The 13,039-nt window shown below is 66.8% G+C and carries 14 protein-coding genes and 1 pseudogene; 11 read left to right on the forward strand and 4 right to left on the reverse strand.

Annotation, left to right across the window (positions count from 1 at the left end; all coding sequences use genetic code 11):
• Nucleotides 1–70 precede the first annotated feature (70 nt).
• The gene (locus AX767_RS15430; RefSeq protein ID WP_068632139.1) at nucleotides 71–382 is read left to right on the forward strand and encodes a DUF3579 domain-containing protein; all 312 of its coding nucleotides are present in this window, start codon (nucleotides 71–73) and stop codon (nucleotides 380–382) included.
• A gap of 99 nt (nucleotides 383–481) precedes the next feature.
• Here AX767_RS15430 and rpsT read toward each other — a convergent pair whose 3' ends face one another.
• Complete coding sequence (gene rpsT, locus AX767_RS15435) at nucleotides 482–796, reverse strand: 30S ribosomal protein S20 (protein ID WP_068632140.1); 315 nt, start codon at nucleotides 794–796, stop codon at nucleotides 482–484.
• A gap of 87 nt (nucleotides 797–883) precedes the next feature.
• Between rpsT and murJ the strand changes: the two genes are divergently transcribed.
• Genes murJ through AX767_RS15450 form a run of 3 tightly spaced genes read left to right on the forward strand, consistent with a single transcriptional unit; the run spans nucleotide 884 to nucleotide 3,778 of the window.
• Nucleotides 884–2,446, forward strand: a complete 1,563-nt coding sequence (murJ, locus tag AX767_RS15440; protein WP_068632141.1) for a murein biosynthesis integral membrane protein MurJ — start codon at nucleotides 884–886, stop codon at nucleotides 2,444–2,446.
• A gap of 55 nt (nucleotides 2,447–2,501) precedes the next feature.
• Nucleotides 2,502–3,353: a SirB1 family protein gene (locus tag AX767_RS15445; RefSeq protein ID WP_068632142.1), complete on the forward strand. Its 852-nt coding sequence runs from the start codon at nucleotides 2,502–2,504 to the stop codon at nucleotides 3,351–3,353.
• Nucleotides 3,353–3,778, forward strand: coding sequence for a bleomycin resistance protein (locus tag AX767_RS15450; protein WP_068632143.1), 426 nt, complete (start codon nucleotides 3,353–3,355; stop codon nucleotides 3,776–3,778). The genes AX767_RS15445 and AX767_RS15450 overlap by 1 nt, the downstream gene beginning before the upstream one ends.
• A 17-nt stretch (nucleotides 3,779–3,795) precedes the next feature.
• On the opposite strand, the pseudogene AX767_RS15455 reads toward AX767_RS15450, so the two are convergent.
• The 3 genes and pseudogenes from AX767_RS15455 to purM form a co-directional block, all read right to left on the reverse strand.
• A pseudogene (locus AX767_RS15455) lies at nucleotides 3,796–3,975 on the reverse strand (DUF1272 domain-containing protein); the annotation flags it as partial.
• Between the two features lie 20 nt (nucleotides 3,976–3,995).
• Nucleotides 3,996–5,084 (reverse strand): AI-2E family transporter, encoded by a 1,089-nt coding sequence (locus tag AX767_RS15460; RefSeq protein ID WP_068633764.1) that lies wholly within the window; start codon nucleotides 5,082–5,084, stop codon nucleotides 3,996–3,998.
• A 25-nt stretch (nucleotides 5,085–5,109) separates the two neighbouring features.
• Nucleotides 5,110–6,150, reverse strand: coding sequence for a phosphoribosylformylglycinamidine cyclo-ligase (gene purM / locus AX767_RS15465; RefSeq protein WP_068632144.1), 1,041 nt, complete (start codon nucleotides 6,148–6,150; stop codon nucleotides 5,110–5,112).
• A 129-nt stretch (nucleotides 6,151–6,279) separates the two neighbouring features.
• Here purM and hda point away from each other — a divergent pair, with 129 nt between their 5' ends.
• The 7 genes from hda to AX767_RS15500 all read left to right on the forward strand — a co-directional run bounded on the left by hda (nucleotide 6,280) and on the right by AX767_RS15500 (nucleotide 12,995).
• Complete coding sequence (gene hda, locus AX767_RS15470) at nucleotides 6,280–6,966, forward strand: DnaA regulatory inactivator Hda (protein ID WP_068632145.1); 687 nt, start codon at nucleotides 6,280–6,282, stop codon at nucleotides 6,964–6,966.
• A gap of 29 nt (nucleotides 6,967–6,995) precedes the next feature.
• Nucleotides 6,996–8,594: a polynucleotide adenylyltransferase PcnB gene (gene pcnB, locus AX767_RS15475; protein WP_068632146.1), complete on the forward strand. Its 1,599-nt coding sequence runs from the start codon at nucleotides 6,996–6,998 to the stop codon at nucleotides 8,592–8,594.
• Entirely contained in the window at nucleotides 8,591–9,181 is a 591-nt protein-coding gene (folK, locus tag AX767_RS15480; protein ID WP_082755031.1) for a 2-amino-4-hydroxy-6-hydroxymethyldihydropteridine diphosphokinase, read from the forward strand. Before pcnB ends, folK begins: the two co-directional genes overlap by 4 nt.
• Before the next feature lie 105 nt (nucleotides 9,182–9,286).
• The gene (locus tag AX767_RS15485) at nucleotides 9,287–9,931 is read left to right on the forward strand and encodes a DUF47 domain-containing protein (protein ID WP_068632148.1); all 645 of its coding nucleotides are present in this window, start codon (nucleotides 9,287–9,289) and stop codon (nucleotides 9,929–9,931) included.
• A 13-nt stretch (nucleotides 9,932–9,944) separates the two neighbouring features.
• A complete protein-coding gene (locus tag AX767_RS15490; protein ID WP_068632149.1) occupies nucleotides 9,945–10,955 on the forward strand; it encodes an inorganic phosphate transporter in 1,011 nt (336 codons plus the stop codon).
• A gap of 181 nt (nucleotides 10,956–11,136) precedes the next feature.
• Nucleotides 11,137–11,769 carry a response regulator gene (locus AX767_RS15495; RefSeq protein ID WP_156481054.1) on the forward strand — a complete coding sequence of 211 codons (633 nt, stop codon included), beginning with the start codon at nucleotides 11,137–11,139 and terminating at the stop codon, nucleotides 11,767–11,769.
• Entirely contained in the window at nucleotides 11,766–12,995 is a 1,230-nt protein-coding gene (locus AX767_RS15500) for a histidine kinase dimerization/phospho-acceptor domain-containing protein (protein WP_068632150.1), read from the forward strand. Before AX767_RS15495 ends, AX767_RS15500 begins: the two co-directional genes overlap by 4 nt.
• Nucleotides 12,996–13,039: the final 44 nt, after the last annotated feature.

Below are 13,039 nucleotides of genomic sequence, written 5' to 3' on the forward strand. Positions count from 1 at the left end.
CCTCGTGCGCGGCTTGATGGGTAAAATCCTTGTGCACTGCAGCACCAGGCCGCAGGCGCTACTCCGCTCAATGGATACCCCCACCGCCAAACACATTTTCGTCATGGGCGTCACCGCCGACGGTCGCGCCTTCCGGCCCAGCGACTGGGCCGAGCGGCTGGCAGGCGTCATGAGTTCGTTCCGCCCCGGTGGCCCGATTCCCGGCGATCACCTGAGCTATTCCCCGTGGTGCGTGCCGAACACGATCAACGGCATCAAGTGCGTGGTGGTCGACCGCGAACTGCGCGAGCACGAAGTCATGGCGTGGGACTTCGTCATGAATTTCGCCCGCGACAACGGGCTGCAGGTCGGCGAGGCCTGCGTCCTTCCCGACCGCCCATGAAAAAACCGCCCGAAGGCGGTTTTTTCATCTTTGCTGCAGCGCACCCCGATCAAACGGCGGACAGAAGGTTTTCTGTCCGGGCTGTTTGCCTGACTGGGGTCAGGCGGCGGCCTTTTCGGGCGCCAGAGCCAAGGCCTTGACCTTGGTCGACAGGCGGCTCTTGTCGCGAGCGGCCTTGTTCTTGTGGAAGATGCCCTTGTCGGCAACCATGTCCACGATGCTTTGTGCCTTGGCGAACATTTCGGTTGCCTTGGTCTTGTCGCCAGCGAGAACAGCCTTTTCGACGTTCTTGACAGCGGTGCGGTACTTGGAGCGCAGCGAGGTGTTCGCAGCGTTCAGCTTGACGTCCTGGCGGACGCGTTTGCGGCCGGAGGCGAGACGGGGGTTTTTCTTTTTGGGCTTGGCGGATGCCATAGTTGTGTTCCTTAGGTGTCTGAGGATGATGCAGCAAAGCCTTCCATTATAGGCCGTGCCGCGATTGGGGCCAGATACACTGCCCGCGTGTCCCTTTTTCGCTCCGCCTCCACCGTTTCCCTGCTCACGCTCGCTTCGCGCATCACAGGACTGATCCGCGACGTGTTGATGAGCTCGGTGTTCGGCGTCAGCGCGCTGACCGACGCCTACTACGTCGCCTTCCGCATTCCCAACCTGTTCCGCCGCGTGCTCGGCGAGGGCGCCTTCAGCCAGGCGTTCGTGCCCGTGCTGGCCGCCTGCAAGACGGAAAAAGGCGACGAGGGGGCCAAGCAGCTGATCGACCATGTCGGCACGCTGCTGACCTGGACCCTGGTGCTGCTGTGCATCGCCGGCGTGGTCGCGGCGCCGCTGATGGTCTGGGCGATGGCCAGCGGCCTGCAGAAATCGGGCGGCTTCGACCCCGCGGTCGTCATGACGCGCTGGATGTTCCCGTACATCGGCTTCATGTCGCTGGTGGCGTTTGCGGGCGGCATCCTCAACACGTGGCGCAAGTTCGCGGTGCCGGCCGCGTCGCCGGTGCTGCTGAACGTGGCGTTGATCTTGTCGATCGTCGTGGGCGCGCCTTTGTTCCGGCGCTGGGGCATCGAGCCGATCTACGCGCAATGCGTGGGCGTGCTGGTCGGCGGCATGCTGCAACTCGGGCTGCAACTGCCGGCGTTGCGGAAGCTCGGCATGTTCCCGCGCATCGGCGTGACCTTCGCAGCCCTTCGAACGGCCTGGGCCGACCCGACCACACGCAAGATCCTCGGCCTCATGCTGCCGGCCATGATCGGGGTGAGCGGGGCGCAGATTTCGCTCCTCATCAACACGCAGATCGCGTCGCATCTGGCCGAAGGCAGCGTGACCTGGATCACCAACGCCGACCGGCTCATGGAGTTTCCGAGCGCGATGCTCGGCGTCGCGCTCGGCGTGGTGCTGATGCCGCAGCTGGCGGCCGCGCGCGCGGCGCAAGACCATTTGCGCTATTCCGCCATGCTCGACTGGGGCCTGCGGCTCATCGTCTTGCTGGCGGTGCCCTGCGCAGTGGCGCTGCTGGTCTTTCCGAAGCCGCTGGTCGCGGTGCTGTTCCACAACGGCGCGTTCAGCGCAATCGACGTGCAGCGCACGACTGTCGCGCTCATGGGCTACGGCACGGGTCTCGTGGGCATCGTGGCCATCAAGGTGCTGGCCGCCGGCTACTACGCGCGGCACGACATGCGCTCGCCGATGCGCTTCAGCCTGATCGCATTGGCGCTCACGCAGGTGCTGAACATCTTTCTCGTGCCGTACCTGCAGCACGCCGGCCTCACGCTGTCGATCGGCCTGGCGCAACTGCTCAATGCCTTGCTGCTGCTCATCGGGCTGCGCCGCATCGGCGCGTTCAAGCCGCTGCCCGGCTGGTGGCGCTTTTTCGCGCAGGTGCTGGCCGCCACATTGCTGCTCGCGGCCCTGCTGGCCTGGGGCAACCAGCACTTCGACTGGATCGCGCTGCGCGACCAGCGGCTGTTGCGGGCCGGCCTGCTGGCTGCGTTCATCGCGGGTGCGGGCGTTCTGTATTTCGGCGTGCTGACGCTGGCCGGCCTGAAGTTGCGCAGTTTCCTGCGCCATTGAGCGCCGCAGCGCCGCGCCGCCTTGACGGCCCCGGTGGCCTCCACTACAAAGACACATGTCCCTGAGCTATTCAGCGCCCACCGCCCTCGAGTACTTCGGCTCTCTTGTCCAGAGCGACGAACACTTTCCTCTGCTCGAAGCCGCCACCAGCCTCGCGCAAGACGAATACCCGGAACTCGACGTGCAGCAGGTGCTCGGCGATGTCGACCAGTTGCTGGCCCGCCTCAAGCGCCGTTTGCCGGCCGACGCCGCACCGTTGCAGCGGCTGCGTCTGCTCAACCAGTTTTTCTTTCACGACCTGAACTTCGGCGGCAACGTCAACGACTACTACGACCCCGACAACAGCTACCTCAATGCCGTGTTGCGCACGCGTCGTGGCATCCCGATTTCGCTGGCGGTGCTTTGGATCGAGCTCGCGCAGGGGCTCGGACTGAACGCACGCGGCGTCGGATTTCCGGGTCATTTCATGCTTAAGGTGACGCTGCCGAAGGGGCAGGTCGTGATCGATCCGTTCACCGGAAAATCGTTGTCGCGCGAAGAGCTGGGTGAGCGGCTCGAGCCCTACAAGCGCAGCAACGGTCTGGTCGGCGATTTCGACGTGCCGCTGGGCTTGTACCTGCAGCCTGCCAGCCCGCGCGAGATCATCTCCCGAATGTTGCGCAACCTGAAGGAAGTGCACAGCACCCAGGAGGATTGGCAACGCGCCATCGCCGTGCAGGACCGCCTCATCACTTTGCTACCAGACGCCTGGAGCGAGTACCGCGACCGCGGCCTGGCCCACGCCGAACAAGGCAACACCGCCGAAGCGGTGCGCGATCTCGAGACCTACCTGCGGCACGCAGAGGATGCGCTCGACCTCGACGCCATCGCCGAACGGGTCGCCGCGCTTCGCCGCGCCAGGTACTGATGGCGGCGCAGGCCGGCGCTTCTGCCGTGCCGGACCTGGGCACGCAGCACCAGTTCCACGGCGTGCAGCCGGTGCTGCCGGTGTCCGATGTCAGCCGTGCGGCGCGCTATTTTTGCGATGTGCTGGGCTTCGAACTCGACTTCATCGCCGGCGAGCCGCCCAGCTACGCTCGGGTCAAGAAGGGCGATCGCAGTTATGGCGACCCGGTCTACGTCCGTCTCTGGCAATGCAACGCGCGCGAAACGCGGCAATGGCGCGGCGAGATCGTGATTCATGTCGGCCGGGACGTCGACGGTCTGCACGCCGCTTATCTCCGGCGCGGCGTCGACGTGATCGAGTCGCCGGTGTCCCAGCCCTGGGGCCTGCGCGAGTTCGCGATCCGCGAGCCGGACGGCCACGTCCTGCGTTTCTGCGGCTATCTCTAGGCGGTGGCCGCTGCCGACTTGGGAGGTCGCACCGGCCGCGGTTCCAGTCCGCCGCCGCAGTTCGGACACACGTTGTGGAGCACGCGCGTCACGCAGTCTGCGCAGAAAGTGCATTCATAGCTGCAGATCCGGGCGTCGGTCGCGTCGTGCGGCAGTGCCTTGTGGCAGTGCTCGCAATCCGGGCGCATTTCAAGCATCGATTTGTCCGGTGTCGAGCTCACACGAGCCGTGCGGCTTCGAGCTCTTTCTTGAGGTACGCGTAGAACAGCGGCGCCGCCACCAGGCCGGCCGGGCCGAACACCGCCTCGGCGACGAACATCACCGCGAGCAGTTCCCACACCGCCATGTGCGTTCGGCTGCCGACCACCTTCGCGTTGATCACGTACTCCGCCTTGTGGATCACGATCAGGAAGATCAGGCAGGCGACTGCCGTGAGTGGCGACACGGAAAGGCCGACCAGCGTCAGCACCGCGTTGCACAGCAGGTTGCCCACAATCGGGATGAGGCCAGCGAGAAAGGTCAGCGTGATGAGCGCGGGCGTATAGGGCAGGCGCAAGTCCCAGAGCGGTAGCAAGAAGAGCAGGAAGATCGCCGTCAGCATCGTGTTGAAGGCGGCGATCCAGAACTGGGCCGCCACGATCTGCGCGAACGCATCGCCGAAGGTCGTGATGCGCTGGTGCATTTGCGCGGCCAGCGGACGCCGCTGCTGCGGCGCACTCGCGACTGCCGCGAGGCCGCCGATGATGAGCCCGACGTACGCGAAGAGCAGCGCGTTCAGCCAGGCGCGCCCGGCCAGCGCCAGCGATCCCGCCTGCGTGCGCAGATAGTTGGCGACCATGCGTTGCACGTCGTCGGCGGCCACCGGCAGGTAGGCCGCGATGTCCGGCGGCAGCTTTTGCCGCAACTCAAGAATGGTGCGCGCGACGTAGTCGAGCAGTTCCCGGTACTGCTGCGGAGCATCGACGACGTACTCACGCGCTTGCGAAAGTCCGATGACCAGCAAGGCGATCGGGCCGAGCACGACGAGCCCCACGGCCAGCACGCGCACGCTGGCCTGCAGCCACGATGGGCGCGCAGCGGGCGAACGGGAACGCCCACTCCGGTCGAGCAGCCGATGGAGCAGGCGCACGAACCAGCGCGTTGCGAGAAATCCAAGGCAGACGCACAGCAGGCCGACCAGCAGATGGTTGAGCATCACGCCCAGCAACGCACCCCCCATCAACAGGTAGCTGGCGATGATGGTCGCGCGCGACGTCGGACGCTGCGCGGCGTCGGCGGAAATCGTCACGGTTCGGGGCGGGCCCATCGGCTCGGCGGACTTGCTGGCGACGTCAAGCGACGACGACCGCAGCGCCTTCACCGCGCGCGGCGATCACGCCGATGTCGTACACCGTCTCGCCGGCGGCGCGCAAGGTGGCGGCGCAGGCGGACGCTTCGGCTGCGTCGATCACGACGACCATCCCGATCCCGTTGTTGAACGTGCGGTTCATTTCGGTGTCGTCGATGCCGGCGACTTTTTGCAGCCAGGCAAACAGCTCCGTTTGGGGCCAGCTGCCCTTGACGAGCTGGGCGGCGGTGCCTTCGGGCAGCACGCGCGGGATGTTCTCCAGCAGGCCGCCGCCCGTGATGTGCGCCAACGCCTTGATCGGGTGCTTTGCGAGCGCCTCCAGCACCGGCTTCACGTAAAGGCGCGTCGGCTTCATCACGGCTTGGCGAAACGGCTGGCCGTCGAGCGTGGCCGGGATATCGGCGCCTGCGCGCTCGATCACCTTGCGCACCAGGCTGAAACCGTTGGAGTGCACGCCGGCCGAGGCCAGGCCGAGCACCACGTCGCCAGGCTTCACGTCCTGGCCGGTGAGGATTTTCGATTTTTCGACCGCGCCGACCGCGAAGCCGGCCAGGTCGTATTCGCCGGCCGGGTACATGCCGGGCATTTCGGCGGTTTCGCCGCCGATCAGCGCGCAGCCGCTCAATTCGCAGCCGCGGGCGATGCCGCCGATGACGGCCGCGGCGGTGTCCACCTCGAGCTTGCCGCAGGCAAAGTAATCGAGGAAGAAAAGGGGCTCGGCGCCCTGCACCAGCACGTCGTTGACGCTCATGGCGACCAGATCGATGCCGACCGTGTCGTGCATCTGCCATTCGAAAGCCAGGCGCAGTTTGGTGCCGACGCCGTCGGTGCCGCTCACCAGCACCGGTTCCTTGTAGCGCTTGGGCACCTCGAACAAGGCGCCGAAGCCGCCGATGCCGGCCAGCACGCCTTCGCGCATCGTTTTCTTCGCGAGGGGCTTGATGCGGTCGATCAGGGCATCACCGGCGTCGATGTCGACACCGGCGTCCTTGTAGCTGAGCGGAGTGGCCGAGGGAGAGGTCATGGGCAGGCGAAAAGAGGGGAGGGAAGGGCCGAGGCAACCGAGATGCCCGGGCCGATAGAATTCGACACGATTTTAAGGGCCTCGCATCCCCGCTTCCACGGCCCGCTTTATGAACAACTTCTTCCCCGGATGAAACAGCTCGCGCTCGACATCGGCATTGCGACCGGCCCGACCTTTGCGGGCTTCTTCGCAGGCCCGAACGAGGCGGCGCTGCGGCATTTGCAAGTCTGGGTCGGCAGCACGTCGGGGCCGGCCGTGCATTCGCCGGTGCCGACGTACCTCTGGGGCGAAGGCGGTTGCGGCAAGAGCCACCTGCTCGAGTCGGTGCGCGTCGCGTTGCGCGAGCAGGGCGCCGCGGTCGGCTGGCTGCACCCGGGCCTGGCCGAGCCGCCGGAATTCGACGAACGCTGGGGCGCTGTGCTCATGGACGATGTGCACCTCTACACCGCAGTGCAGCAGCACGCGGCCTTCAACTGGTTCGTCAACGCGCAGACCTTGCAGCGCGGCGTCGTGGCTGCCGGCGCCTTGCCGCCGGCCGATCTGGCGCTGCGTGAAGACTTGCGCACCCGGCTGGGCTGGGGCCATGTGTTCCATCTGCACGTGCTGAGCGAGCCCGAACGCCGCGCAGTGCTGCGCCAGGCGGCGGACGCGCGCGGCGTGATGCTGTCGGACGATGTGCTCGACTACATGCTGCACCGCTTCAGCCGCGACCTCGGAAGCCTGATGGAGCTGCTCACGCAGCTCGACGGCTTTGCCTTGCAGACGCAACGCGCGATCACCATTCCGCTGATCCGCGCGATGCTGGAAAATGAATAGGCGCCTCAACGCGCGCTCACACACAAAAAATGATCAAGAATTTCATCGACAAACTGCTTGGGAAATCGCCCGAAGCGCCCCGTTTCGGCAAACGACAGGAAGTCGCAGCCTCTGTCCACGGGATCGACCCGGCACTCGTCGATGAGCGCGCCAAGAACGTCGTCACGACCTTGCAGCAAGCCGGCTACGAGGCGTACGTGGTAGGCGGTGCGGTGCGCGACCTGCTGCTCGGCCTGCGACCGAAAGACTTCGACGTGGCGACGAACGCGACGCCGGAGCAGGTCAAGAGCCTGTTCCGGCGCGCCTTCATCATTGGCCGGCGCTTTCGCATCGTGCACGTGGTGTACGGCCGCGGGCGCGAACACGAAGTGATCGAGGTGTCGACGTTCCGTGCCTACATGGACAACGCCGCGGCCGAACAGGTCAAGGGCAACGAGCGCACCAGCAAGGGCGAACTGGCCGGAATGACGCACGCGGTCGATTCGAGCGGCCGCGTGCTGCGCGACAACGTCTGGGGCCCGCAGGACGAGGACGCCGCACGCCGCGACTTCACTGTGAACGCGATGTACTACGACCCGGCGAACCAGATCGTGGTCGATTACCACAACGGCATCCGCGACGCGAAGAAGCTCACGCTGCGCATGATCGGCGACCCCGCCACGCGCTACCGCGAAGACCCGGTGCGCATCATTCGCGCGATCCGCTTCTCGGCCAAGCTCGCCGCGCTCGGTTTCAGCATGGAGCCGAAAACCGCCGCGCCGCTCATCGAATCGAGCAAGCTGCTGGCCGACGTGCCGCAGAGCCGGCTCTTCGACGAAATGCTCAAGCTGCTGCAAACGGGCCATGCGATCGCCACCGTCGCGCAGCTGCGCAAGCTCGGCCTGGCCAAGGGCATTTACCCGTTGCTCGACGTGGTTGTCGAGCGGGCCGACAGTCCTTTCGTCAACGCAGCGTTGCAAGACACAGACCGTCGCGTTGGCGAAGGCAAGCCAGTGGCGCCGAGCTTCCTGCTCGCCTGCGTGCTGTGGGCCGATGTGCGTGACGGCTGGGCTGCCCGCATCGAAGGACGGCACGGCCAGCGCGGCCAGCCTGCCTACCCGGCGTTGCAGGACGCGATCGACGATGTGTTCAATTCACGCATCGGCGATGTGTCGGGCCGCGGCAAGCTGGCCGCCGACATGCGCGAGATCTGGATGATGCAGCCGCGCTTCGACAAGCGCAGCGGCGCCACGCCATACAGCCTGGTCGAGCAGGCCCGCTTTCGCGCGGCCTTCGATTTCATGCGGTTGCGGGCCGACGTGGGCGAAGTGAGCGAAGCGATCGGCGAGTGGTGGCAGGAGTTCAGCACGGCCGATGACCTGCGTCGCCAGGATTTGATGGACCAGGTCCGTGACGAGCAGAAAAAGGGTCCGCGCGTGCGGGTCCGCGCGCCACAAGCGGCGACAGCGCAGCCGCCTCAGCGCGACTCCGCGGAGTCCGAAGAAGACGACGAGGTTTCGGCAGACGCCGTGGCCGTGCCGCCCGATGGGGAAGCCGCGGCGCCGCGCAAGCGCCGCCGGCGCCGGAAGCCACGCACGGGCGGTGAGGGCGGTGGACCTGACGAGGGCGGCGACGCGCCCGACGCATGAACCGGTCACCAGCCCGGCCGCAAGGCGGCGCACCCAAGCGCAAGACAGGACCTGCGACGCGCTCGCCCGGCCCGACACGCAAGTCGCCCACGGGGTCGGTGGTGCGGCGAACCAAGGAAGACTACGCGACGGTGTCCGCCTATGTCGGTCTTGGCGCGAACCTCGGTGATGCCGCTGCCACGGTGCTGGGCGCAATGAAAACCCTCGGCCAACTGCCGAAAACGCTCGTGACCGCGCGCTCTTCGCTCTACCGCAGCGCGCCGGTCGATGCCACCGGCCCCGATTACATCAACGCCGTGGTCGCGTTGCGCACCGGGCTGGATGCAGAGCAGCTGCTCGCTGCGCTGCAACGCCTCGAATCGGAAGCGGGTCGCGAGCGGCCGTTCCCGAATGCGCCACGCACGCTCGACCTCGATCTGCTGATGTTCGCCAACACCGTGCGCAACACGCCTGAACTCACGCTGCCTCATCCACGCATGCGGGACCGCGCGTTCGTCATCAAGCCACTGGCCGAGATCGCGCCCGACAAGGTGCCCGCTGCGGCACTGGCGCGCGTTTCGAAGCAGGTCATCGAACGGATTCGCTGAGGCGCCCTCGGGATCGCGGGCCGGTTCCGGCCCGGCCATTACACTTGCGCGGTTTTTCACGAAACTGTCACATACCTGTGGTGGTCGCGAACCCTGGAGAGCGCCATGTTCGGCAAGCTGCTGCCCCGCGAGGGGAATTTTTTCGAGATGTTCAACCAGCACGCCGAGCGCATCGTCGAGGCAGCGCGTGCGTTTGAGAACCTGGTCGCCAATTACAACGACGTGCATCTGCGGGAGCAATACAACCGCGATGTCGACAATGCCGAGCGCGCCGCCGACCGCGTGACGCACGAGGTCAACCGCGTCCTGCACAAGACCTTCATCACGCCCATCGACCGAGAGCAGATCCACAAGCTCATCAACACGATGGACGACGTGGCCGACCTGATCCAGGACTGCGCCGAGACCATGGCGCTGTACGACGTGCGGCACATGACCGAGGAAATCGTCAGGCTCACCGCGCTCAGCGTCAAATGTTGCGATCGCTTGGCGGATGCGGTGAAGTACCTCGGCAAGATCACCGACCCGGCCGTCGCCGAAGCCACGCTCAAGACCTGCGAAGAGATCGACCGCCTGGAATCGGACGCCGACCGCGTGATGCGCAGCGCAATGAGCAAGCTCTTTCGCGAAGAGCCCGATGTGCGCGAGGTGATCAAGCTCAAGGCGATCTACGAGCTGCTCGAAACGATCACCGACAAGTGCGAAGACGTGGCCAATGTGATCGAGGGCATCATCCTCGAGAACTCCTGAGCGGGTAGCGCAGATGGCAACGGTTCAGGTCGCCCTGTGGGTGGTGGTCGTGCTGGTGGTGCTGGCGATCCTGTTCGACTTCATGAACGGATTCCACGATGCGGCGAACTCGATCGCGACGGTGGTCTCGACCGGCGTGCTCAAACCCGGCCAGGCGGTGGTGTTCGCCGCCTTCTTCAATCTCATCGCGATCTTCGTGTTCCACCTGAGCGTGGCGGCCACCGTGGGCAAAGGCATCGCCCAGCCGGGCATCGTCGATGTGCACGTGGTGTTCGGCGCTCTCATCGGCGCGATCAGCTGGAACTTCGTCACCTGGTATTACGGCATTCCCAGCAGCTCGTCGCACGCGCTGATCGGCGGCATTGTCGGCGCAGTGATCGCCAAGGCCGGCGCCGGTGCGCTGGTGGCATCGGGCATCTGGAAGACGGTCGCGTTCATCTTCGTGTCGCCGCTGCTGGGTTTTCTGCTCGGTTCGTTCATGATGATCCTGGTGGCCTGGGTGTTCCGGCGCTCGACGCCGTCCCGCGTCGACCGCTGGTTTCGCCGGCTGCAGCTGGTGTCTGCAGGCGCCTACAGCCTCGGGCATGGCGGCAACGATGCGCAGAAGACCATCGGCATCATCTGGATGCTGCTGATCGCGACCGGCTATGCGTCGGCCGCCGACGCGGCGCCGCCGCTCTGGACCATCGTGAGCTGCTACACCGCGATCGCGATGGGCACCATGTTCGGGGGCTGGCGCATCGTGAAGACGATGGGGCAGAAGATCACCAAGCTCAAGCCTGTCGGGGGTTTCTGCGCCGAGACGGGCGGGGCGCTGACGCTGTTCCTGGCCACCGCGCTGGGCATTCCGGTGTCGACCACCCACACCATCACGGGCGCGATCGTCGGCGTCGGTTCGGTGCAGCGTGCGAGCGCGGTGCGCTGGGGCGTGGCGGGCACGATCGTCTGGGCCTGGATTTTCACGATCCCGGCCTCGGCGTTCGTGGCGGCCGTGGCCTACTGGATCAGCCTTCAGATCTTCTAGGGCGGGGCTGCGTTCAGGCCGCCTTGCTTGACGCGCGACCTATCATCCGGTGGGTCCCGGCGAAGACTGCTGCAGCCCCGCCGTGTCCCGTTCGCCGAGGAGCCTTCATGACCCATTGCCTGGTGGTCGATGACGACCCGAGATCCGCGCCTCCCTACAGCTGCTGCTCGAGCGCTTCGGCATGACCGTCGCCGCGGCGTCCGACGGCCGCGAGATGCGCGCGCGCATGGCGGCCGACGCCTTCGACGTGGTCGTGCTCGACCTGATGCTGCCCGACGAGAACGGCCTCGCGCTGTGCCGCTGGGCCCAGCAAAGCCAGAACGTGCCGGTGATCATGCTGACCGCGCACGGCGACCCGGCGAGCCGGGTGCTCGGGCTGGAGATGGGTGCCGACGATTACCTGGGCAAGCCTTTCGAGCCGCGCGAGCTGGTGGCGCGCATCCACTCGGTGCTGCGGCGCATCCACAAGGGGCCGCGCGCGGCGGCGGGCGAATCGGCGTCCAGCGTGCGTTTCGACGGCTGGCGTTTCGACCGGGTGCGGCGCGAACTGACCTCGGCCAAGGGCGTCGTCGTGTCGCTGTCGCAGGCCGAGTTCCGGCTGCTGTCGGCCTTCGTCGAGCGGCCCGGCCGCGTGCTCACGCGCGACCAGCTGATCGACCTGACCCGTGCGTCCGGCGTGGAGGTCAACGACCGCAGCGTCGACCTGGCCGTGTCGCGCCTGCGCCAGAAGCTCGAGGTGCTGCCCCGGCAGCCGCGGCTGATCCGCACGCTGCGCGGCGAAGGCTATCTTTTCGACGGCGTGGTGCACCCATGAAGGCGTTGCTGCACGACACCCTGGCCCGCCGGCTGTTCCTGCTGATGTGGGTGGCGCTGGTGGCGAGCCATCTGGCGGGCTATCTCGTGGTTCATGTTTTCTACCTCGACGCCGGCCACGCGCCGACGGCGTCCGGCGTCGCCGCCATGCCCGGATTGCCGCCGACGCCGGGCGTGCCCGCTGCGCACGACATGCCCGCCGACGCGGCGGCGCTGCCGCTCCAGGTGCTGCTGCTCGACTACGGTGTGCGCATCGCCGTGATCGCGCTGGCCGCCTGGTGGGGCTCGCGCTGGCTGGCCCGTCCGACGCGCGACCTGGTGGCCGCGGCGCAGGGTCTGGGTGGCACGCTGACCGGGCCCCCGGAACCGGTGCTGCTCGACGAAGGCCGCGGCACGCGCGAGGTGCGCGAAGCCGCGCGGGTGTTCAACGCAATGGCGCGGCGATTGCGCGAGCAGTTCAAGGCGCGCGGCCTCATGGTGGCGGCGATCTCGCACGACCTGCGCACGCCGCTCACGCGGCTGCGCATGCGCATCGACGCGATGGACGGCGATACGGCTGCGCCGCTGCGGCGGCGCGCCGTCGAGGACATCCGCGAGATGGACCGGCTGATCGACACGGTGCTTGGCGTCTTCCGGGGCGATGCGCTCGACACGCCCGGCGCGCTGCAGGACACCGACGTCGTGGCCCTGGTGCAGTCGCTGACCGACGACTGGATCGAGCAGGGCGAGGCCGTGCATTTCGCCGCGGACAATGACGATGCCGGTGCGCAGGTGGTGCGTGCCGAACCCGCGGCGCTGCGCCGCGTGGTCGGCAACCTGGTGGGCAACGCGCTGCGCTATGCCGGCCGTGCCGAGGTGTCGGTGCGGGTCGCAGGGGCGGAGGTTCGCATCCTCGTGGAGGACGCGGCCCGGGCATCGCGCCGCAGCACCTGGATGCCGTGTTCGAGCCCTTCTTTCGGGTCGAGTCCTCGCGCAATCGCCAGACGGGCGGCACCGGCCTGGGCCTGTACATCGCGCGCGAACTGGCGCTGCGACAGGGTGCGCAGCTCTCGCTCGCGAACCGGCCGGGCGGCGGGTTGCGGGCCGAGCTGCGCTTTGTGTCGGCATCGACACACGATGCCTAAGGCGCAGACACAGTCGAACCCAAGAATGAAGGTTTGCCGGTCGGCCCTCGGGGCGGCCTTTCTCTTTCTTCTCTGCCGGTTCCGAACCGATCGCGTCCCATGACCACCCTGAATTTCTTCCGCCCGCACTGCGCGCGTTCCTGCTCG

The sequence above is a fragment of the Variovorax sp. PAMC 28711 genome, from assembly GCF_001577265.1.
Taxonomy (GTDB): domain Bacteria; phylum Pseudomonadota; class Gammaproteobacteria; order Burkholderiales; family Burkholderiaceae_C; genus Variovorax.